We start from the raw sequence: 20635 nt of genomic DNA, 5'->3' as shown, positions 1-20635 counted from the left end.
TTGGTCAGACGGAGGACGGAAGCAGTCCGTGGACAGGAAGCAAAGCTAAGGGGTGGTCAGCTTGAGTAGACCAGAAGAATAGTTCTGCAGATGCCTCAACTCGAGTTATTGAGGCTAAGGATGGGGCTATCACTATCTCAAGCCATGAGAAATTAAGGGCAGTGGTTCACCGTATGGTCCCTATTGAAGCTAAGAAAAAGTACAAACTGCGTTTCAAGATTAAAACAGATAATAAAGTCGGGATTGCTAAGGTTCGTATCATTGAGGAAAGTGGTAAGGACAAGCAATTGTGGAATTTTGAAACGACATCAGGAACAAAGGACTGGAAGACCATTGAAGCAGACTATAGCCCGACTTTAGATGTTGATAAAATCAAGCTGGAGTTATTCTATGAAACGGGAACTGGGACTATTTCTTTTAAGGATATTGAGCTGGTAGAGGTAGCAGACCAGCCTTCTGAGGATTCTCAAACAGATAAACAGATCGAGGAAAAGATTGATTTACCAATTGGGAAAAAACATGTCTTTGCTCTTGCAGACTATACTTATAAGGTAGAAAATCCTGATTTTGCTTCAGTCAAAAATGGAATTTTAGAACCTCTTAAGGAAGGGACAACCAATGTCATTGTCAGTAAAGATGGAAAGGAGGTGAAAAACATTCCTTTGAAGATTCTAGCCTCTGTTAAGGATGCATACACAGCCCGTTTGGATGACTGGAATGGTATCATCGCTGGGAATCAATACTATGATTCTAAAAATGAACAGATGGCCAAATTAAACCAGGAACTGGAAGGAAAAGTGGCTGATAGCCTATCCAGTATTTCAAGTCAGGCGGGTCGCACCTATTTGTGGGAAAAATTTTCAAATTATAAAACGTCTGCGAATCTAACTGCTACTTATCGGAAATTGGAGGAGATGGCCAAGCAAGTGACCAATCCTTCTTTTCGTTATTATCAGGATGAAACCGTTATTCGAACAGTTAGGGATTCCATGGAATGGATGCATAAACATGTCTACAATAGTGAAAAAAGCATTGTTGGGAGTTGGCGGGATTATGAAATCAGTACACCTCGTGCCATCAACAATACCTTGTCTCTGATGAAAGAATACTTCTCTGATGAGGAAATTAAAAAATATACAGATGTGATTGAAAAATTTGCGCCAGATCCCGAACATTTCCGAAAGACGATTGATAACCCATTTAAGGCCCTAGGTGGATATGGGAAGGGTAAAAGTAATAGCTGGTTTACTGCGTAAGGATGACCAAGAAATTTCTTCTACCATTCGTTCGATTGAGCAAGTGTTCAAGTTGGTAGACCAAGGTGAAGGTTTTTATCAAGATGGATTCTATATCGACCACACCAATGTTGCCTATACGGGTGCTTATGGGGATGTCTTGATTGATGGCCTGTCTCAACTGTTGCCAGTCATTCAAAAGACCAAGAGCCCAATCAATAAAGATAAAATGCAAACGATGTACCACTGGATTGATAAATCGTTTGCCCCTTTGCTGGTGAATGGAGAGTTGATGGATATGAGTCGTGGACGCTCGATCAGTCGTGCAAATTGCGAGAGGCACGTGGCCGTAGTAGAAGTGCTAAGAGGGATTCACCGGATAGCGGATATGTCTGAAGGAGAAACCAAACAACGTTTGCAGAGTCTTGTGAAGACCATTGTTCAATCGGATAGTTATTATGATGTCTTTAAGAATTTGAAGACTTATAAGGATATCAGTTTGATGCAATCTTTGTTAAACGATGCTGGAGTCGCAAGTGTTCCAAGAATCAGTTACCTATCTGCCTTTAATAAGATGGGTAAAACAGCCATGTACAATGCAGAGAAAGGGTTTGGATTTGGCTTGTCACTCTTTTCTAGTCGTACCTTGAATTACGAACACATGAACAAGGAAAACAAACGTAGTTGGTATACGAGTGATGGGATGTTCTATCTTTACAATGGCGATTTGAGTCACTATAGCGATGGCTATTGGCCAACAGTTAATCCATATAAGATGCCTGGTACGACAGAAACAGATGCTAAGAGATCGGATAGTGATACAGGTAAAGTTCTACCGTCTGCTTTCGTTGGAACGAGCAAACTAGATGAGGCCAATGTGACAGTAACCATGGATTTCACTAACTGGAATCAAGTGATCCATATAAAGTCTATGTCAATGATAAAGAAGCCTCCCTCACGGAACAAGAAAAGGATTATCCTGAAACCCAAAGTGTCTTCTTAGAATCGTCCGATTCGAAAAAGAATATTGGTTACTTTTTCTTTAAGAAGAGTTCAATCAGTATGAGTAAGGCTGTCCAAAAGGGATCTTGGAAGGATATCAATGAAGGACAGTCAGACAAGGAAGTTGAAAATGAATTTCTTACGATTAGTCAGGCTCATAAGTAAAATGGGGATTCTTATGGCTATATGCTCATCCCTAATGTGGATCGTGCCACCTTCAATCAAATGGTAAAAGAGTTAGAAAGTAGTCTCATCGATAACAATGAGACCCTTCAGTCTGTTTATGATGCCAAACAAGGAGTTTGGGGCATTGTGAAATATGATGATTCTGGTTCTACTATTTCCAACCAATTCCAAGTCTTGAAACGTGGGGTCTATACCATTCGAAAAGAAGGGTATGACTATAAGGTTGCCTACTACAATCCTGAAACCCAGGAATCAGCTCCAGATCAGGAAGTCTTTAAAAAGTTAGAACAAGCAGCTCAACCACAAACTCAGGATTCAAAAGAAAAGGAAAAATCTGAAGAAGAAAAGAACCATTCGGATCAAAAGAATCGCCCTCAGACAGGAGAAGGTCAGTCAATCTTGGCAAGTCTAGGGCTCTTGCTACTTGGGGCGACTTATCTATTCCGTAGAGGAAAGAATAACTGATTTGTTCATCATCTAAGATGAATCACATGAAACTGTGGAAAATAGAAAAAATCCGAAGAAAGTCAAACATCTTCGGATTTTTCTTTTAAAAAGAGTTTGGAACAAAAAGATTTTGATTTTAGAAATTCTTTATTATAAATTTTAAAAATCGATAGATTAGACAAAAAAGCGAACAATACAGAATTCTGAGTGTCAGATAACTCGTTTTGTTCGCTTTTTATATTTAAGGTTAGACTTTTGTCCCAGACTATTTTCACTTCATTTTATCTGAGTGTAACATACTGTTGGGCAATCTCGCTAATGCGGTCAAAGTCGCCTTGGGAAGCGAGTTTATTGAGTTCGCCACCAATTCCAACGGCGTCTGCACCAGCAGCGAACCATTGAGGAATGTTGTTTAGGCCGACTCCTCCGGTTACCATTACGGAAACTTGTGGGATCGGTGCCTTGACTGCAGAGATATATGCTGGACTGAGAGCACTACCTGGGAAGAGTTTAATGATTTCACTACCGGCTTCAAGTGCAGTCGTTATCTCTGTGAGAGTAATACAGCCTGGAATGTACGGTGTGCTGTAGAGATTGCACATTTTTGCAGTTTCAGCATGGAAAGATGGAGAAACAACGTAATTTGCTCCGGCTAGAATAGCATCTCTAGCAGTTACGGCATCAATCACAGTACCTGCACCGATACAAACACTTTGATCGTCCTGATACAAGTCTACAAGTTCCTTGATGATTTGCCCTGCATACTGATTGGTATAGGCGATTTCAATAGCTTTGATACCTCCCTTGATACAAGCAATCGAGGCTTGCAGTCCTTCTTCCTTTGTATTTCCTCGAATAACAGCGACAATTTTTTGTTTTTTTAGTTCAATAATCGTATCTGATTTGGTCATGTAATTCTCCTAACGAATGATATCTTGTGCATTTGCCAGTAATTTTTCAATACTAGTTTCGGAAGTGGAGAGATGGTCTCCTGGAAGAGTACATTTGAGAGTTGCGCTCGCAACTGCAAAGTCAATGGTAGTTTTTAAGGAGGAATGATGGAGTAGTTGATAAAGGGCACCAGATATAAAGGCATCCCCGCTACCAACTCGTTGATAGACTGCAGTTTTTAGTTGGACAGACTCTTCAAATCGTTCTCCCAGAGCATAGGCCTGATAGACATTTTTGTCTTGTTCATCACTAGAGCGGAGAGTATGGAAAATGGCCTTGAAACCATAGGCTTCTTTTAATTGTCGCATGCGATTTTCCACCTCTTTTAGGCTGGCTCTGTCTCTTGGGAACATCTCTAGATTTTGGTCATCAATCATGAGAGGATCAATACCAAAGCAATAGTCAGCGAAACGTGCAAACTTAGAAAATTCATACTTGGCTTCTAGGACTGAAATCATCTTTGTTCTCAGATTGAGATCCATTGAAACGATAATCCCTCGGCGCTTGGCTTCTTCCAAGAGTAGGAGAAGGAGCGTACGAACCTCTTGACCGATAGCTACAGTGATTCCACTAAAATGAAAATGGCCAATCCCCTGAAAGAGAGAATCCATATCTAGCATGTTTGGCCGAATCTGGCTGATACTCGTATGCTTACGATCGTAGAAAACTTCACTTTGACGACAACCAAAGCCGTTCTCCAAAAAGTAGAGGCCGATTCGATCGCCAAGCCGACAGATTGAACTGGTATCGATTTGGTGCTGTTTCAAGAATGTGAGAAAACGATCTCCAATCTCGTTGGCAGGGAGTGCGGTAAAGACTTTCGTTGAGATACCCAGGGCTTGCAAATTACAAGCGATGTTAATTTCTGATCCGCCAAAATAAGTCGAACTGGCAACATGATCGCCGATACTGGTGGCATCTAATGGTGAGATTCGAATTAATGGTTCGCCAAACAGTAATATTTTCGTCATCCATTAGTTCCTTTCTGGTTTAGAATAGCTTTACTTGGCTAATACTTCTTTCAAATAAGCAGCGACTTCATCATCTTGGCAGTTTTCAAAGAAGTATTCTTGGAAGTATTTGCCAGAGATGGTGTCTTTGAGGAAGTCTTGGTCGATTGTTTTAAGGATGGTCATCAAATCATTGTAGGTGATTTGTTTCACCTCGTTTAAGATACGAGCGTTGCGTTGTTCAGGGATTACACGTTCTCTTGGGTAGCCACCGCCCATTTCTTCAGCAAATAAGCGTTCAAACATCAATTTGAGGGTCAGTTCTGCCCCCCAGCCAAATCCTTTGGCATAAGGGATAGACAAGGCGTTACCACCATTGATTTGAGAATAAAGGTAAGCGTCAGTTGGGTCCACTGCTAGACCACAGACAACACCAGGGAAGCTGTTTAAAGCAAGCATAGCTCCTACACCCGTACCACAGCCGGTAACAACAAAGTCAACTGCCTTTGTATTTAAAAGGATGGCAGCCATTAGGCCGTTTTGTACGTATGTTAATGGGTTTTCACCTTCTTCTCCACGCATACCATAGTTAAATAATTGGTAGCCTTTTTTATTTGTCGCTTCTTTTAGACTATCATAAATAATGTGATTCTTACTAGCTTGACTATTTTCATTGATTAATGCGATTTTCATAAGATCCTCTTTCTATTTTTACTCAGGTTGTTTTCCGATGTAGGCTAAGATACCGCCATCTACATATAGGATGTGGCCATTGACAAAGTCGCTGGCATCACTAGCGAGAAAGACAGCAGGGCCCATTAAATCTTCAGGATTTCCCCAACGTGCAGCAGGTGTTTTTGCAATGATGAACTGGTCAAATGGGTGGCGAGAACCATCTTCTTGCAACTCACGAAGAGGTGCTGTTTGAGGAGTGGCAATGTAACCCGGTCCGATTCCGTTACATTGGATATTGGCTCCACCGTATTCAGACGCAATGTTGCGGGTCAACATTTTCAAGCCGCCTTTAGCGGCAGCATAAGCGCTAACCGTTTCACGTCCCAGTTCGCTCATCATCGAGCAAATATTGATAATCTTTCCATGCCCTTTCTTTATCATAGAAGGAATGACTGCTTTTGAAACGATAAATGGTGCGTTTAAGTCAATATCGATGACCTTACGGAAATCAGCGGCGCTCATTTCGCACATTGGAACGCGGCGGATAATACCAGCGTTATTAACGAGGATGTCAATGACACCAACCTCTTGTTCGATTTGCTTGACCATGGCTTGGATACCGTCCTCGTCTGTCACGTCACAGACATACCCATGGGCTTCGATGCCAACTTCACGATAAGCTTCAATCCCTTTATTGACCAGGTCTTGATTGATATCATTAAAGACAATAGTAGCGCCGACCTCAGCGTAGGATTTGGCAATAGCAAATCCAATTCCATAAGAAGCGCCGGTGATGAGAGCAATTTTTCCTTTTAAAGAAAACTGTTCAATTGAGAATGATGTATTTGTCATTTGATACTTCCTTTCAAATTTGTTAAGACTTCTCTATAACCAAATTATATTCTAGTAAACCGGTTTTGTCAATAATTAAATATTTTTATTTCTGAAAATCTTTGTTTTCCTAAAAAAACGGAAGATTTTGAAGTTTCTGTCTATTGTAATGGTTAAACAAGCAATGAAAGCGCTAATATTTTTTTGAAAAAACTATTGACAAGATAAAAATAAAGGTCTACAATGTAAAATATAGAGTAAACCGGTAAACTCAAAAAAGAAAGGAGAAAAGATGAAAATTGTACTTGTAGGGCATGGACATTTTGCCACAGGGATTTATAGTTCTTTACAATTGATTGCAGGCAATCAAGAAAATGTGGAGGCGATTGACTTTGTGGAAGGAATGTCAGCAGATGAACTCAAGCAAAAAATCTTACTTGCAATTTCAAATGAAGAAGAAGTTTTAATCCTAAGTGATCTCTTGGGAGGATCGCCATTCAAGGTTTCTTCTACCATAATGGGAGAAAATCCAGCCAAAACAATGAATGTTCTCTCGGGTTTGAACTTAGCCATGTTAATGGAAGCAGTCTTTGCTAGAATGGCTCATAGCTTTGATGAGGTTGTTAATAAATCAGTAGTGGCGGCTCAGGGCGGAGTCGTAAATGGTAAAGAATTGTTTTCAACGGATGCAGAGGAAGAGGAAGAAGATTTCGAATCGGGTATTTAAAGGGTAAAAGAATGATAAAAAAGGTTACGATTGAAGAAATAAAATCGCCTGAGCGCTTCTTAGAAGTACCACTTCTGACGAAAGAAGAAGTCGGCCAGGCAATCGATAAGGTTATTCGGCAGTTAGAACTCAACCTTGACTATTTCAAGGAAAATTTCCCGACGCCAGCTACCTTTGATAATGTCTATCCAATCATGGATAATACGGAATGGACCAATGGTTTCTGGACAGGAGAACTGTGGTTGGCTTATGAATACAGTCAACAGGATGCATTTAAAAACATCGCTCATAAAAATGTTCTTTCTTTCCTGGATCGTGTCAATAAGAGAGTAGAATTGGATCACCATGATCTCGGCTTCTTGTACACACCGTCTTGTATGGCTGAATATAAGATAAATGGAGATGGAGAGGCCAGAGAGGCAGCCTTGAAAGCTGCAGATAAGTTGATTGAACGCTATCAAGAAAAAGGTGGTTTTATTCAAGCTTGGGGAGACTTGGGCAAGAAAGAGCATTACCGTTTGATTATCGACTGCTTGCTCAACATCCAACTCTTATTCTTTGCTTATCAAGAAACAGGCGATCAGAAATACTACGATATTGCAGAAAGCCATTTCTATGTTTCAGCTAATAATGTAATCCGTGATGACGCTTCGTCCTTCCACACCTTCTACTTTGATCCTGAGACAGGTCAACCCCTTAAGGGTGTAACGAGACAAGGGTATAGTGATGATTCATGCTGGGCACGTGGTCAATCATGGGGAGTCTATGGTATTCCTTTGACTTATCGTCACCTGAAAGACGAGTCCTGCTTTGACTTGTTTAAGGGTGTAACCAATTATTTCTTGAATCGTCTGCCAAAAGATCATGTTTCTTATTGGGATTTGATTTTTAATGATGGTAGTGATCAATCACGAGATTCTTCAGCAACAGCTATCGCTGTCTGTGGGATTCATGAAATGCTAAAACATCTCCCAGAGGTGGATGCTGACAAAGATATTTATAAACATGCTATGCATGCCATGCTTCGTTCTTTGATCGAACATTATGCAAATGATCAATTTACCCCTGGTGGGACAAGTCTCCTCCACGGTGTGTACTCATGGCATTCAGGTAAAGGAGTGGACGAAGGCAATATCTGGGGTGACTACTATTACCTAGAAGCCCTTAGCCGTTTCTACAAAGACTGGAACCTATATTGGTAGGAGGAGAAATATGACAACGCCAAATATTATTATGACCCGTATTGATGAACGGTTGATTCATGGGCAAGGACAACTTTGGGTAAAATACCTAGGTTGTAATACGGTCATTGTTGCCAATGACGAAGTAAGCACGGACAAGATGCAACAAACTCTGATGAAAACAGTTGTGCCAGACTCAGTTGCCATGCGTTTCTTCCCTTTGCAAAAGGTGATTGATATCATTCACAAGGCCAATCCTGCTCAAACGATCTTTATCGTTGTAAAGGATGTGAAGGACGCTTTAACCTTGGTAGAAGGTGGTGTCCCTATTAAAGAAATCAATATTGGGAACATTCACAATGCCCCTGGTAAAGAGCAAGTGACACGCTCCATCTTCCTGGGTGAAGAGGACAAGGCAGCCCTCAAGGAATTGAACCAAACTTATCAAGTAACATTTAATACGAAAACAACTCCAACAGGAAATGATGGAGCTGTGGAAGTCAACATTATGGACTATATTTAAAAGAGGAGATCGTTATGTCGATTAATGTATTTCAAGCGATTTTAATTGGATTATGGACAGCTTTCTGTTTTAGTGGAATGCTGTTAGGGATTTACACCAATAGATGTATTGTTTTGTCATTTGGTGTCGGAATTATTCTAGGTGATTTGCCTACTGCTCTTGCAATGGGAGCTATTGGTGAATTGGCTTATATGGGATTCGGTGTTGGTGCTGGAGGTACTGTTCCACCAAACCCAATCGGACCTGGTATCTTTGGTACCTTGATGGCTATCACTAGTGCTGGTAAAGTCAGTCCAGAAGCGGCTCTTGCCCTCTCTACTCCGATTGCTGTGGCGATTCAATTCTTACAAACTTTTGCCTACACTGTACGTGCTGGTGCGCCTGAAACGGCGATGAAGCACTTGAAAAACCATAATTTGAAGAAATTCAAGTTCACTCTAAATGCAACAATTTGGTTGTTTGCCTTTATTGGATTTACCTTGGGTTGCTTGGGTGCCCTTTCAATGGATACCTTGTTGAAACTCGTAGACTACATTCCACCAGTATTGCTTACAGGTTTGACAGTTGCTGGTAAAATGCTCCCAGCTATCGGTTTTGCAATGATCTTGTCAGTGATGGCTAAGAAAGAGTTGATTCCGTTTGTTTTGTTGGGATATGTTTGTGCAGCTTATCTAAACATCCCAACAATTGGTATTGCAATTGTAGGTACTATCTTTGCTTTGATTGAATTTTATAACAAGCCAAAAACAGCGAATCATGTGGTAGAGGAGGAAGCACACGATGACTGGATCTAACAAATTAACAAAACGTGATTATTTTAAAACGTCTTTGCGGGCATTCTTTTGTCAAAATGGATTTAACTATAGTAACTATCAAGGGTTGGGATATGCCAATGTGATGTATCCTGCTTTGAAAAAACACTATGGAGAGGATCAGGAAGGTTTCTACCAAGCCTTGGAAGAAAACTGTGAATTCTATAATACCAACCCACATTTCCTGCCTTTTATTACCAGTTTGCACCTTGTAATGTTGGAAAATGGCCGTCCGGCAAAAGAGACACGTAGCATCAAGATGGCCTTGATGGGGCCATTGGCAGGTATTGGGGATTCTCTTTCTCAATTCTGTTTAGCTCCATTGTTCTCAACCATCGCCGCTTCTTTTGCTCAAGAAGGCCTGGTTGTCGGTCCAATCTTGTTCTTCCTTGCGATGAATACGATTTTAACAGCGATTAAATTGTCAACTGGTCTGTATGGATACAAACTAGGAACGACTGTGATTGATAAACTAAGCGAGCAGATGGCAACGATTTCTCGTATTGCCAATATTATTGGTGTAACCGTAATTGCTGGTTTGGCAGCGACATCTGTTAAGATTATGGTGCCGATCACCTTTGCTGCAGGGGAAGTTAAAGCAGACGCTAAACAAAGTATCGTAAGTATTCAGGGAATGCTTGATAAGGTTGCTCCAGCTCTTCTACCAGCCCTATTTACACTTTTAGTTTACTACTTGATCAAAGAAAAGAAATGGACAACATATAAACTCGTTATTTTAACAGTTATCATCGGAATTATCGGAAGCTGGCTTAAGATTCTAGCTTAATGGATACAACATTGTTTTATGGAATAGTGATTGTCTTGGCAGTGAGCCCCCTTTTACTGTCAAGCTTTCATTCTATTCGTCAGCAAAAGTTGCTTCGCAAACAGATGGAGCAACGAAAAGAGTATTTAGCTTCTTTAACATCTGGTGATGAAGTGTTGTTATTGTCTGGAATTCATGGAAAAATCATTTCTATCAAAGATGACTTGGTCTCCTTGCAGATTGCAAAAGGTGTGGTCATCTATGTAGAAAAGGAAAGTGTAATGGGAAAGACAAAAGAACTGCTTTTTAAGTAGTTCTTTTTCTGGTAATAGATAATGAAAGAAGAAAGAAGACAATTTTTTGAAAGAATTGATGGGGATCAATATCGTGATTATATCTTGTCCCACTGTTCACAAGACTATGAGAAAGTCAAGCGTTCCCTTGAACGCTTGATGGACAATCGTTTTATGTTTGATAGTCCTTGGGATATGGAACCTTGTTCAAAAATCCATCAAATCCAGCCGATGGTGTGGAATCAAGTATTTGAAGATGATCCAGAATGGGCTTATATGCTCAATCGACAAGAATATCTCTTGCAGTTTATGATAGGGTACCTGGTAGAAGGAGATAAGGGCTATATCCAAAAGTGCAAGTTCTTTCTATTTGACTGGATTGAGCAGGTGAGAGAATTTCGTCCTCAATCATTGATGACTAGAACCTTGGATACGGGTATTCGTTCCTTTACTTGGTTGAAACTACTCTTGCTCCTCTTGAAATTTGACTTGCTAGAGGAGGAAGAACTAGAGAAAATTTTGGTCAGTCTAGAAAAGCAGATTGACTTTATGAAAAGCCATTATCGCGCCAAGTACACCCTTAGTAACTGGGGAATTTTACAAACGATTCCGATACTTGCAACCTATCATTTCTTTTCAGATAAGATGGACCTAGAAGAAGCTTACCATTTTGCTTCAAAGGAGTTGAAACAGCAGATCGAGACGCAGATTTTAGAGGATGGAAGTCAGTTTGAACAGTCGATTCTCTATCATGTAGAGGTTTATAAAGCCTTGCTGGACTTGTGTCTCTTGCTTCCGGACTTGCAAGATAGCTTTCAAGAGCTGCTGGAAAAGATGGCGACTTACATTCAAATGATGACAGGTCTAGATGGACGGACCTTGGCTTTTGGTGATAGCGATTCTACAGAAACGACAGAGATTTTGAGCCTGTCTGCTATGGTTTTGAACAAGGAAGACCTTCTTAACGGTCTGGATGTTAAAGTCGATTTACTTAGCCTCCTGTTCCTGGGGCGAGAAAAGGTCAAGCGACTGCAGGAATTTGAAAAGAGAGCTTGGCAGCCTAAGTTCAGGAGCTTTGAAGATTCTGGGCATGTTTGCATTAAGGATGAACATCGTTATCTATTTTTTAAAAACGGTCCGCTGGGAAGTGCCCATAGCCATAGTGACGAGAATAGTTTTTGCTTACAGTATCAAGGCCAACCGATTTTCATAGATACTGGGCGTTATTCTTATCGGGAGGTAGATGAACGTTATCTCTTAAAGAGTGCTTGGAGTCATTCGACCTGTATAGTAGATGGGAAAGCTCCAGAAAGGATCGTGGGATCCTGGGAATATGAATACTATCCTCACTCCCTGTTTTGTCACCACAAAGAAAGAGAGGGAGTGCATTATATTGAGGGGGCGTATTTGTCAGCAGAACCTGATTTGCCTTATCTTCACAGGAGAAAAATCCTCATGTTGGCAGAGGATGTATGGCTCTTGGTAGATGATATCAGGTGTCAAGGTCAGCATGAGGCGTTGACTCAGTTTATCCTTGACAAGGATGTGACCTATCAAGATGGGAAAATCAATCAGTTGAAACTATGGAGTGAAGTTGATTTTGATTTGGAAGCTACGATCATTTCTCCTAAATACAACGAGCTTGAAAAAAGTAGCAAACTCATCAAACACCAATTCTTTGAGAATCAGATGCTGGATTATACAATCATTGCGCATGAGAGTTTTGAAATCATCCGTCATTCTGTCTACCAGACAGATGGTCATCAAGTAGAAAATGCTCTGGCTTTTGAAGTGAAAAATGACGAAACAGACAAGCTGATTCTGTTATTAAGCGAGGATATTTGTGTAGGTGAAAAATTATGCCTCGTTGACGGAACAAAAATGCGTGGAAAATGTCTAGTATATGATAAAATAAATGAGAGAATGATTCGCTTGCAGTGCTAGAAATAGACGTTTTGAATAGTGAATATGTTATAATGGGTATTAGTAGGAGGTGTTTTAGATTGGAGAAGAAACTGACCATAAAAGATATTGCAGAAATGGCTCAGACCTCGAAAACAACCGTGTCATTTTACCTAAACGGGAAATATGAAAAAATGTCCCAAGAGACACGTGAAAAGATTAAAAAAGTTATTCATGAAACAAATTACAAACCGAGCATTGTTGCGCGTAGCTTAAACTCCAAACGAACAAAATTAATTGGTGTTTTGATTGGTGATATTACCAACAGTTTCTCAACCCAAATTGTTAAGGGAATTGAGGATATCGCCAGCCAGAATGGCTACCAGGTAATGATAGGAAATAGTAACTACAGCCAAGAGAGTGAGGACAGGTATATTGAAAGCATGCTTCTCTTGGGAGTAGACGGCTTTATTATTCAGCCTACCTCTAATTTCCGAAAATATTCTCGTATCATCGATGAGAAAAAGAAGAAAATGGTCTTTTTTGATAGTCGGCTCTATGAACACCGGACTAGCTGGGTCAAAACCAATAACTATGATGCCGTTTATGATATGACCCAGTCCTGTATCGAAAAAGGTTATGAGCATTTTCTCTTGATTACAGCGGATACGAGTCGTTTGAGTACTCGGATTGAGCGGGCAAGTGGTTTTGTGGATGCTTTAACAGATGCTAATATGCGCCACGCTAGGCTAACCATTGAAGATAAGCATACGAATTTGGAACAAATTAAGGAATTTTTACAAAAAGAAATCAATCCCGATGAAAAAACTCTGGTATTTGTTCCTAACTGTTGGGCCCTACCTCCAGTCTTTACCGTTATCAAAGAGTTGAATTATAACTTGCCACAAGTTGGGTTGATTGGTTTTGACAATACGGAGTGGACTTGCTTTTCTTCTCCAAGTGTTTCGACGTTGGTTCAGCCCGCCTTTGAAGAAGGACAACAGGCTACAAAGATTTTGATTGACCAGATTGAAGGCCTCAATCAAGAAGAAAGGCAACAAGTCTTGGATTGTAGTGTGAGTTGGAAAGAGTCGACTTTCTAAGATGAAAGGGAAATAACTGGCAACCTCTGTTAAGAAATAAAATAATCCCATCTAGCATGAACTGGATGGGATTATTTGTCTATAAAATGAGAAATTACGGGAGTAATCTCCTAAATCAACTGTTTTTGATTTACTTCTTTAACTACTTGATAAAAGTTATAGAAGTAGACCAAACTTGAGATGATGGTTACGACTAGGAATATTGGAAATTTCCATTGGATGGGGTTTCTTGATTGTCTTGGTTCAAGACTGAAAAATCGTATAGTGAAGTCATTGCTTGCTTTTCTCCTTCTGTTTGGTATTTTTAGGAGTTTTTTCCTCCTGTAGGGATAGAAATCCGTAGGTCAGAGTTCCAAAAATGCTACCGATAATCAGACCATACATTAGTAAAGGACCACTTTTATCAAATTGCATGAGGAGCTTCACAAAATCTGGAAGGGACATCTGCTGAACGAAGACTTTATGAAAGATGAGTAAGGTAAAGAGGCCAATCTGAAGACCGATAAACACAACCCAGCTTCGAAATTTGATTTGGGCTTTGCTGTAGGTTTTGAGGATGATTTCTGACTTGTCATCTTTTTCCAAGTGGAGTTCTTTGACGGCTCTTTGAGTTTTTAAGGTAATGAAAAAGATGAGTCCAGAGTATACGTAGGGCATGGCATAGCGAACGGCTTCTATGAAGCGTCCAAATAATAGATAAAACAAGAAGAGTAAGAAGGAAGAATAAACGATTTGAACCATAGAACGGGCACAAGCTTTGTAGATAATCTCTTGCCGACATTCATCAAAAGGGCCCTGAATATGAAAGAGATTTCGGAGTAGGCGAGTGGTTAAGTCTTCTTTGTTCATGCTAATAACCTCCTAAATGAGCAGTTTTACTGATTTTCTTTTACGAATTGATAGAGATAATAAAGATAAGTGATAGAAGAAAGGCTAGCGATAGTCAGCAGTAAATAATATTTCCAATCGCTTGAGATGAGCATCAGTTGTGGTAAAGATAGAATTATAAAGTATAGTGCTAAGTTGAGTATGCGCGTTTTTGGGGAGTCAATCTTTAGATAAGTTAGTCCTTTGTTAAGGGCTGGAATAAAGACTAGCCCGAGGAATATCTCGCTGATTGGCAAGTTCCCTGAAACGATGATGAAGATGAGCAGAGAACTGAACAAAAGATGATAGGTAAGTAAAGTTAGTAATGATTTCATAGGGCACCTCTTAATCCTGGTCTTTTTTAGCTCTTGCAATACGAAGTGAGTCGACAATATGTATCATCACTCCGAAAAAGAAAGCTCCCAGTATAGTTTTAAAAATATGTTTTGTATTTAGAAGAGAAGTGATAAAATTTGGATTTTCACTTGTTAGGGTATCAATGAGTGGAATTATAAAAAATATCACTGTTCCATAAATCGAACCTGCTTTTAGACCAGGATAACGTAACTGTTTCTTTTCTTTTTTCATGAGTTTTCTCCTAATCATTATCCTGATCTTTCTTGGCTTTTTCAATGCGACGGGAGATGAGGAACTGTATGCTTGCTCCGAAGAAGATAGAACCGAGAATGCTTGATACACCATTTCTTATAGTGAGAAGAGACTGAAAATAGTCCTGACCTTCACCTATGAGTATACCGAGAAGAGGAGTTATAAAAAACATCCATAGACCAAAGAACAAACCTGCTTTCAGACCTGGGTAGCGAAGTTGCTTACTTTCTTTCTCACTCAGCATATCTGGATCAATAGCTGTAATCCCTGTTTTTTTCATTTGGTAGGTGACATAGCCAGCAGCGATGAGGGCAATCACTAAAATCAGAGGAGGATAGATTAGAGCCACTTCTTGAGGGTATTTATAGGCCAGAAGGAGTGGAATAAGATTTCCGAAAATCATCAGATAAAAGAGGACGATAAAGACTTGGTTCCCAATACGATCGGCCTCGCGTCGTTTGTGTTCGTCAAGGGGACCAGAAATACCGTATGTTCGTTTGATCAGTTTTTCAGTGAAGGTTTCTTTTTTCATGAGTTATCTCCTTTTTTAAAAATTATCCTCCCAAAAGAGACTGTTGAGGTCAGTTTGGAGGCTGCGGGCGAGATTGAGACAGAGTTCCAGGGTTGGATTGTACTTGTCGTTTTCAATCATATTGATGGTCTGTCTCGAGACACCGATATCCTTGGCGAGTTCGAGCTGGGAAATGCCCAGTTCCTTGCGAAATTCTTTCACACGATTCATCTGTTCTCCTTTCTGATTTGTGTCGCATATATTTGACTACATTATATTCTTCTATAGAGTGAATGTCAAGCATATTTGACATATTTCTTAAAGAAATCTTACTTGTTTTTGGCCTATTTGTCTGACTAGTGCAAGCTGGTCGGATTTGTGGTAAAATAGATAAGATATGACAAAAGAATTTCATCATGTAACGGTCTTACTCCACGAAACGATTGATGTGCTTGACGTAAAGCCTGACGGTATCTACGTTGATGCGACTTTGGGTGGAGCAGGCCATAGCGAGTATTTATTAAGTAAATTAAGTGAAAAGGGCCATCTCTATGCCTTTGACCAGGATCAGAATGCCATTGACAATGCGCAAAAACGCTTGGCACCTTACATTGAAAAGGGGATGGTGACTTTTATCAAGGATAACTTCCGTCATTTACAGGCACGTTTGCGCGAAGCTGGTGTTCAGGAAATTGATGGAATTTGTTATGACTTGGGAGTGTCTAGTCCTCAGCTGGACCAGCGTGAGCGTGGTTTTTCTTATAAAAAGGATGCGCCATTGGACATGCGCATGAATCAGGATGCTAGTCTGACAGCCTATGAAGTGGTGAATCACTACGACTATCATGACTTGGTTCGTATTTTCTTTAAGTATGGTGAGGATAAATTCTCTAAACAGATTGCGCGTAAGATTGAGCAAGCGCGTGAAGTGAAGCCGATTGAGACAACGACTGAGTTAGCAGAGATTATCAAGTCGGCCAAACCTGCTAAGGAGCTCAAGAAGAAGGGTCACCCTGCCAAGCAGATTTTCCAGGCTATTCGAATTGAAGTTAACGATGAGCTGGGGGCGGCAGATGAATCTATCCAGCAGGCTATGGAGATGCTGGCTCTAGATGGTAGAATTTCAGTGATTACCTTCCATTCGCTAGAAGACCGCTTGACCAAGCAATTGTTCAAGGTGGCTTCAACAGTGGAAGTTCCAAAAGGTTTGCCCTTCATCCCAGATGACCTCAAGCCCAAGATGGAATTGGTATCCCGTAAGCCGATCTTGCCAAGTGCAGAAGAATTAGAAGCCAATAACCGCTCGCACTCAGCCAAGTTGCGCGTGGCCAGAAAAATTCACAAGTAAGAGGAAAAAATGGTAGATAAAAAAGAAACAACAAGTCAATTCTTGCAGAATCGTATAAAAAAATTCTCCCGTGTGGAGAAGGCTTTTTATCTTTCCATTGCGTTTACGGCTCTCGTCTTAGCAGTGAGTATTATCTTTATGCAGACACGACTCTTGCAAGTGCAAAGTGATTTGACAAAAATCAATGCACAAATAGAAGAGAAGAAGACAGAGCTCGATGATGCTAAGCAGGAAGTGAATGAATTGATTCGTTCAGAACGCTTGAAAGAAATCGCAAATTCTAAGGACTTAAAATTGAATAATGAGAATATTCGATCAGCGGAGTAAGATATGAAGTGGACAGAAAAAATAACCCGATTTGCGATTAGAAACCGTAAATCTCCTGTAGAAAACCGTAAAATAGTGGGGAAGCACATCAGCTTGTTAGCTGTCGTACTTTTCGCTGTCTTTTTGGCCAATTTTGCTTATATTATCGCAAAAGGTAACATATTTGGTACTGACTTGGTAAAAGAAGCTAAGAAAGTTCACCAAACAACTCGCACAGTTCCTGCCAAACGCGGAACTATCTATGACCGAAATGGAGTCCCAATTGCTGAGGATGCAACCTCCTATAATGTCTATGCGGTTATTGATGAGAACTATAAGTCAGCAACGGGTAAGATTCTTTACGTAGAAAAAACACAATTTAACAAAGTTGCAGAGGTCTTTCATAAGTATCTGGACATGGAAGAATCCTATGTAAGAGAGCAACTCTCGCAACCTAATCTCAAGCAAGTTTCCTTTGGTTCGAAGGGCAATGGAATTACCTATGCCAATATGATGGCTATCAAAAAAGAGTTGGAAACTGCAGAGGTCAAGGGGATTGATTTTACAACCAGTCCTAATCGTAGTTACCCAAACGGACAATTTGCTTCTAGTTTTATCGGTCTAGCTCAGCTCCATGAAAATGAAGATGGAAGCAAGAGTTTGCTGGGAACCTCTGGAATGGAGAGTTCCTTGAACAGTATTCTTGCAGGGACAGACGGCATTATTACCTATGAAAAGGATCGTCTGGGCAATATTGTCCCTGGAACGGAACAAGTTTCCCAACAAACGGTGGATGGCAAGGATGTTTACACAACCATTTCCAGCCCCCTCCAGTCCTTTATGGAAACTCAGATGGATGCCTTTCTAGAAAAGGTAAAAGGTAAGTATATGACCGCGACCTTGGTCAGTGCAAAGACCGGTGAAATCCTCGCTACCACCCAACGACCTACCTTTAATGCAGATACTAAAGAAGGAATCACTGAGGACTTTGTTTGGCGTGATATTCTTTATCAAAGTAACTATGAACCAGGATCAGCCATGAAGGTTATGACGTTAGCTTCTTCTATTGATAATAATACCTTCCCAAGTGGAGAATACTTCAATAGCAGTGAATTTAAAATGGCGGATGTGACGACTCGAGATTGGGATGTTAATGGTGGTTTGACTACTGGTGGGATGATGACTTTCTTACAAGGTTTCGCTCACTCCAGTAATGTTGGAATGAGTCTACTTGAACAAAAAATGGGAGATGCTACTTGGTTGGATTATCTAAAACGCTTTAAATTTGGGGTTCCAACTCGCTTTGGCTTGACAGATGAATACGCTGGTCAACTTCCAGCTGATAATATTGTTAGTATTGCTCAAAGCTCATTTGGGCAAGGAATTTCAGTGACACAAACACAAATGCTTCGTGCCTTTACAGCTATTGCTAATGATGGAGTTATGCTGGAGCCAAAATTTATAAGTGCTATTTATGATACTAACAATCAGTCTGTACGAAAGTCTCAAAAAGAGATTGTAGGAAAACCTGTATCTGAAGATACAGCAAGCTTGACTCGTACTAACATGATATTAGTTGGGACGGACCCTCTATATGGAACTATGTATAATCACCAAACAGGAAAGCCAATTATAACAGTTCCTGGACAAAATGTAGCAGTTAAATCCGGTACGGCTCAAATCGCTGATGAGAAAAATGGAGGCTACTTGGTTGGTTCTACCAATTATATTTTCTCAGTTGTGACTATGAATCCTGCTGAAAATCCTGATTTTATTCTTTACGTAACAGTTCAACAGCCAGAACACCTTTCTACACCTTGGTTTGGAGAATTTGCTACCCCAATCTTGGAGCGGGCTTCAGCTATGAAAGAATCTCTCAATCTTCAATCTCCAGCCAAAAATTTAGATAAAGTTACGACAGAATCTTCTTATGCAATGCCTAGCATCAAGGATATTTCACCTGGTGAGTTGGCGGAAGCCTTACGCCGAAATATTGTGCAACCAATCGTTGTAGGTACTGGAACAAAGATTAAAGAGACTTCTGTAGAAGAAGGGACCAATCTTGCACCAAACCAACAAGTTCTCCTTTTATCGGATAAGGTAGAAGAAATTCCAGACATGTATGGCTGGAAAAAAGAGACTGCCGAGACCTTTGCTAAATGGTTGGATATTGAACTGGAATTTGAAGGTTCAGGTTCCGTTGTTCAGAAGCAAGATGTTCGGACTAATACAGCTATCAAAAACATTAAAAAAATTAAATTAACTTTAGGAGACTAATATGTTTATTTCTATCAGTGCTGGAGTTGTGACATTTTTAATAACTTTAGTAGGAATTCCGGCCTTTATCCAATTTTATAGAAAGGCGCAAATTACAGGCCAGCAGATGCATGAGGATGTCAAACAGCATCAGGCAAAAGCTGGCACGCCAACTATGGGGGGACTTGTTTTCCTCATTGCTGCAGTTGTGGTGAGTTTCCTTCTTGCTCTTTTTTCAAAACAATTGACCAATAATGTGGGAATGATTTTGTTCATCTTGGTCCTTTATGGACTTGTCGGATTTTTAGATGACTTTCTCAAGGTCTTTCGTAAAATCAATGAGGGGCTGAATCCTAAGCAAAAATTGGCTCTTCAGCTCCTAGGTGGGGTCGTTTTCTACCTTTTCTATGAGCGCGGTGGCGATATGCTTTCAGTCTTTGGTTACCAAGTGCATCTAGGGATTTTCTATATTCTTTTCGCCCTTTTCTGGCTAGTTGGTTTTTCAAACGCAGTCAACTTGACTGACGGCATTGACGGTCTGGCTAGTATTTCAGTCGTGATTAGTTTGTCTGCCTATGGAGTTATTGCCTATGTGCAAGGTCAGATGGATATTCTTCTAGTGATTCTTGCCATGATTGGTGGTTTGCTTGGTTTCTTTGTCTTTAACCATAAGCCTGCTAAGGTCTTTATGGGGGATGTGGGAAGTTTAGCTCTCGGTGGAATGCTGGCAGCTATCTCTATGGCCCTCCACCAAGAATGGACTCTCTTGATTATCGGAATTGTTTATGTTTTTGAAACAACTTCAGTCATGATGCAAGTCAGTTATTTCAAAATGACTGGTGGCAAACGTATTTTCCGCATGACGCCTGTGCATCACCATTTTGAGCTTGGAGGATTGTCTGGTAAAGGAAATCCATGGAGCGAGTGGAAGGTTGACTTCTTCTTTTGGGGAGTGGGACTTCTAGCAAGTCTCTTGACCCTAGCAATTTTGTATTTGATGTAAGAATGGCACCCTGATGTTTCAGGGTGTTTTTGCTTTTTAAAAAATATTGGTCAATTAAAGTCAAATCACTTGACCTTTTCTGACTAATGTAGTATATTATGAACGTAAGGTAAATGAAAGCCTTACTCGAACACTTATACTCAATGAAAAT

The 20635-nt window shown here is 40.3% G+C and carries 22 protein-coding genes and 1 pseudogene; 14 read left to right on the top strand and 9 right to left on the bottom strand.

The annotated features are described in order from the left end of the window. Window positions 1-173 precede the first annotated feature (173 nt). Both HT730_RS06490 and HT730_RS10670 read left to right on the top strand, forming a co-directional pair. A pseudogene (locus tag HT730_RS06490) lies at window positions 174-2402 on the top strand (polysaccharide lyase 8 family protein). A 21-nt stretch (window positions 2403-2423) separates the two neighbouring features. Beyond that, window positions 2424-2888: a polysaccharide lyase beta-sandwich domain-containing protein gene (locus HT730_RS10670; RefSeq protein WP_345890426.1), complete on the top strand. Its 465-nt coding sequence runs from the start codon at window positions 2424-2426 to the stop codon at window positions 2886-2888. A 263-nt stretch (window positions 2889-3151) separates the two neighbouring features. Here HT730_RS10670 and HT730_RS06485 read toward each other — a convergent pair whose 3' ends face one another. Genes HT730_RS06485 through HT730_RS06470 form a run of 4 tightly spaced genes read right to left on the bottom strand, consistent with a single transcriptional unit; the run spans window position 3152 to window position 6298 of the window. Continuing rightward, window positions 3152-3781 carry a bifunctional 4-hydroxy-2-oxoglutarate aldolase/2-dehydro-3-deoxy-phosphogluconate aldolase gene (locus tag HT730_RS06485; protein ID WP_049513598.1) on the bottom strand — a complete coding sequence of 210 codons (630 nt, stop codon included), beginning with the start codon at window positions 3779-3781 and terminating at the stop codon, window positions 3152-3154. A gap of 9 nt (window positions 3782-3790) precedes the next feature. Next, window positions 3791-4792, bottom strand: a complete 1002-nt coding sequence (locus tag HT730_RS06480; protein ID WP_000161469.1) for a sugar kinase — start codon at window positions 4790-4792, stop codon at window positions 3791-3793. Between the two features lie 30 nt (window positions 4793-4822). Continuing rightward, entirely contained in the window at window positions 4823-5464 is a 642-nt protein-coding gene (locus HT730_RS06475; protein WP_000684789.1) for an RpiB/LacA/LacB family sugar-phosphate isomerase, read from the bottom strand. An 18-nt stretch (window positions 5465-5482) separates the two neighbouring features. Continuing rightward, window positions 5483-6298 (bottom strand): gluconate 5-dehydrogenase, encoded by an 816-nt coding sequence (locus HT730_RS06470; RefSeq protein WP_000185889.1) that lies wholly within the window; start codon window positions 6296-6298, stop codon window positions 5483-5485. 271 nt (window positions 6299-6569) lie between these two features. On the opposite strand from HT730_RS06470, the gene HT730_RS06465 reads away from it, so the two are divergent. The 8 genes from HT730_RS06465 to HT730_RS06430 are packed head-to-tail and all read left to right on the top strand — an operon-like array spanning window position 6570 to window position 13584. Then, window positions 6570-7004, top strand: coding sequence for a PTS sugar transporter subunit IIA (locus tag HT730_RS06465; protein WP_000706826.1), 435 nt, complete (start codon window positions 6570-6572; stop codon window positions 7002-7004). Between the two features lie 11 nt (window positions 7005-7015). Continuing rightward, entirely contained in the window at window positions 7016-8206 is a 1191-nt protein-coding gene (locus HT730_RS06460; RefSeq protein WP_173307137.1) for a glycoside hydrolase family 88 protein, read from the top strand. 10 nt (window positions 8207-8216) lie between these two features. Next, window positions 8217-8708 (top strand): PTS system mannose/fructose/N-acetylgalactosamine-transporter subunit IIB, encoded by a 492-nt coding sequence (locus HT730_RS06455; protein ID WP_000211084.1) that lies wholly within the window; start codon window positions 8217-8219, stop codon window positions 8706-8708. Between the two features lie 14 nt (window positions 8709-8722). Then, a complete protein-coding gene (locus HT730_RS06450) occupies window positions 8723-9502 on the top strand; it encodes a PTS mannose/fructose/sorbose/N-acetylgalactosamine transporter subunit IIC (RefSeq protein WP_000026611.1) in 780 nt (259 codons plus the stop codon). Then, window positions 9489-10307, top strand: coding sequence for a PTS system mannose/fructose/sorbose family transporter subunit IID (locus HT730_RS06445; RefSeq protein ID WP_173307136.1), 819 nt, complete (start codon window positions 9489-9491; stop codon window positions 10305-10307). Before HT730_RS06450 ends, HT730_RS06445 begins: the two co-directional genes overlap by 14 nt. Next, window positions 10307-10600 (top strand): preprotein translocase subunit YajC, encoded by a 294-nt coding sequence (yajC, locus tag HT730_RS06440; RefSeq protein WP_000381733.1) that lies wholly within the window; start codon window positions 10307-10309, stop codon window positions 10598-10600. The genes HT730_RS06445 and yajC overlap by 1 nt, the downstream gene beginning before the upstream one ends. Before the next feature lie 21 nt (window positions 10601-10621). Further along, window positions 10622-12523, top strand: coding sequence for an alginate lyase family protein (locus HT730_RS06435; RefSeq protein WP_055348018.1), 1902 nt, complete (start codon window positions 10622-10624; stop codon window positions 12521-12523). Between the two features lie 59 nt (window positions 12524-12582). Next, a complete protein-coding gene (locus HT730_RS06430; RefSeq protein WP_000412459.1) occupies window positions 12583-13584 on the top strand; it encodes a LacI family DNA-binding transcriptional regulator in 1002 nt (333 codons plus the stop codon). Between the two features lie 270 nt (window positions 13585-13854). Here HT730_RS06430 and HT730_RS06425 read toward each other — a convergent pair whose 3' ends face one another. From HT730_RS06425 to HT730_RS06405, 5 genes are read right to left on the bottom strand one after another with little or no spacing between them, the layout of a single operon-like run. After that, window positions 13855-14433: a DUF3278 domain-containing protein gene (locus tag HT730_RS06425; RefSeq protein WP_173307135.1), complete on the bottom strand. Its 579-nt coding sequence runs from the start codon at window positions 14431-14433 to the stop codon at window positions 13855-13857. A 26-nt stretch (window positions 14434-14459) separates the two neighbouring features. Next, window positions 14460-14786 carry a hypothetical protein gene (locus HT730_RS06420; protein WP_173307134.1) on the bottom strand — a complete coding sequence of 109 codons (327 nt, stop codon included), beginning with the start codon at window positions 14784-14786 and terminating at the stop codon, window positions 14460-14462. Window positions 14787-14796: 10 nt separating this feature from the next. Continuing rightward, window positions 14797-15039 carry a hypothetical protein gene (locus tag HT730_RS06415; RefSeq protein WP_000711745.1) on the bottom strand — a complete coding sequence of 81 codons (243 nt, stop codon included), beginning with the start codon at window positions 15037-15039 and terminating at the stop codon, window positions 14797-14799. A gap of 10 nt (window positions 15040-15049) precedes the next feature. Next, window positions 15050-15592, bottom strand: coding sequence for a DUF3278 domain-containing protein (locus HT730_RS06410; protein WP_173307133.1), 543 nt, complete (start codon window positions 15590-15592; stop codon window positions 15050-15052). 15 nt (window positions 15593-15607) lie between these two features. Beyond that, complete coding sequence (locus HT730_RS06405; RefSeq protein WP_001082471.1) at window positions 15608-15802, bottom strand: helix-turn-helix transcriptional regulator; 195 nt, start codon at window positions 15800-15802, stop codon at window positions 15608-15610. Window positions 15803-15968: 166 nt separating this feature from the next. Here HT730_RS06405 and rsmH point away from each other — a divergent pair, with 166 nt between their 5' ends. Genes rsmH through mraY form a run of 4 tightly spaced genes read left to right on the top strand, consistent with a single transcriptional unit; the run spans window position 15969 to window position 20484 of the window. Continuing rightward, a complete protein-coding gene (gene rsmH / locus HT730_RS06400; RefSeq protein ID WP_173307132.1) occupies window positions 15969-16919 on the top strand; it encodes a 16S rRNA (cytosine(1402)-N(4))-methyltransferase RsmH in 951 nt (316 codons plus the stop codon). A 9-nt stretch (window positions 16920-16928) separates the two neighbouring features. Beyond that, entirely contained in the window at window positions 16929-17246 is a 318-nt protein-coding gene (gene ftsL, locus HT730_RS06395) for a cell division protein FtsL (protein ID WP_050971668.1), read from the top strand. Between the two features lie 3 nt (window positions 17247-17249). Next, the gene (pbp2X, locus tag HT730_RS06390) at window positions 17250-19502 is read left to right on the top strand and encodes a penicillin-binding protein PBP2X (RefSeq protein ID WP_173307131.1); all 2253 of its coding nucleotides are present in this window, start codon (window positions 17250-17252) and stop codon (window positions 19500-19502) included. Between the two features lies 1 nt (window position 19503). After that, window positions 19504-20484, top strand: a complete 981-nt coding sequence (gene mraY / locus HT730_RS06385) for a phospho-N-acetylmuramoyl-pentapeptide-transferase (protein ID WP_173307130.1) — start codon at window positions 19504-19506, stop codon at window positions 20482-20484. Window positions 20485-20635 lie beyond the last annotated feature (151 nt).

This window comes from Streptococcus sp. k-628, assembly GCF_013277475.1.
Classification (GTDB): Bacteria; Bacillota; Bacilli; order Lactobacillales; family Streptococcaceae; genus Streptococcus.
The sequence above is the reverse complement of the archived record's forward strand: the minus strand, read 5'-3'. Positions and strand labels throughout refer to the sequence as shown.

Excerpts from the sequence above, each read along its gene's own strand:
- HT730_RS06435 (WP_055348018.1), top strand. The coding sequence starts at position 10,622 with ATGAAAGAAGAAAGAAGACAATTTTTTGAAAGAATTGATGGGGATCAA.
- HT730_RS06475 (WP_000684789.1), bottom strand. The coding sequence starts at position 5,464 with ATGAAAATCGCATTAATCAATGAAAATAGTCAAGCTAGTAAGAATCAC.
- HT730_RS06460 (WP_173307137.1), top strand. The coding sequence starts at position 7,016 with ATGATAAAAAAGGTTACGATTGAAGAAATAAAATCGCCTGAGCGCTTC.
- HT730_RS06410 (WP_173307133.1), bottom strand. The coding sequence starts at position 15,592 with ATGAAAAAAGAAACCTTCACTGAAAAACTGATCAAACGAACATACGGT.
- ftsL (WP_050971668.1), top strand. The coding sequence starts at position 16,929 with ATGGTAGATAAAAAAGAAACAACAAGTCAATTCTTGCAGAATCGTATA.
- HT730_RS06415 (WP_000711745.1), bottom strand. The coding sequence starts at position 15,039 with ATGAAAAAAGAAAAGAAACAGTTACGTTATCCTGGTCTAAAAGCAGGT.
- HT730_RS06465 (WP_000706826.1), top strand. The coding sequence starts at position 6,570 with ATGAAAATTGTACTTGTAGGGCATGGACATTTTGCCACAGGGATTTAT.
- HT730_RS06450 (WP_000026611.1), top strand. The coding sequence starts at position 8,723 with ATGTCGATTAATGTATTTCAAGCGATTTTAATTGGATTATGGACAGCT.
- HT730_RS06470 (WP_000185889.1), bottom strand. The coding sequence starts at position 6,298 with ATGACAAATACATCATTCTCAATTGAACAGTTTTCTTTAAAAGGAAAA.
- yajC (WP_000381733.1), top strand. The coding sequence starts at position 10,307 with ATGGATACAACATTGTTTTATGGAATAGTGATTGTCTTGGCAGTGAGC.
- HT730_RS06420 (WP_173307134.1), bottom strand. The coding sequence starts at position 14,786 with ATGAAATCATTACTAACTTTACTTACCTATCATCTTTTGTTCAGTTCT.
- HT730_RS06445 (WP_173307136.1), top strand. The coding sequence starts at position 9,489 with ATGACTGGATCTAACAAATTAACAAAACGTGATTATTTTAAAACGTCT.
- HT730_RS06480 (WP_000161469.1), bottom strand. The coding sequence starts at position 4,792 with ATGACGAAAATATTACTGTTTGGCGAACCATTAATTCGAATCTCACCA.
- HT730_RS06485 (WP_049513598.1), bottom strand. The coding sequence starts at position 3,781 with ATGACCAAATCAGATACGATTATTGAACTAAAAAAACAAAAAATTGTC.
- HT730_RS06405 (WP_001082471.1), bottom strand. The coding sequence starts at position 15,802 with ATGAATCGTGTGAAAGAATTTCGCAAGGAACTGGGCATTTCCCAGCTC.
- HT730_RS10670 (WP_345890426.1), top strand. The coding sequence starts at position 2,424 with ATGCTCATCCCTAATGTGGATCGTGCCACCTTCAATCAAATGGTAAAA.
- pbp2X (WP_173307131.1), top strand. The coding sequence starts at position 17,250 with ATGAAGTGGACAGAAAAAATAACCCGATTTGCGATTAGAAACCGTAAA.
- mraY (WP_173307130.1), top strand. The coding sequence starts at position 19,504 with ATGTTTATTTCTATCAGTGCTGGAGTTGTGACATTTTTAATAACTTTA.
- HT730_RS06455 (WP_000211084.1), top strand. The coding sequence starts at position 8,217 with ATGACAACGCCAAATATTATTATGACCCGTATTGATGAACGGTTGATT.
- HT730_RS06425 (WP_173307135.1), bottom strand. The coding sequence starts at position 14,433 with ATGAACAAAGAAGACTTAACCACTCGCCTACTCCGAAATCTCTTTCAT.
- rsmH (WP_173307132.1), top strand. The coding sequence starts at position 15,969 with ATGACAAAAGAATTTCATCATGTAACGGTCTTACTCCACGAAACGATT.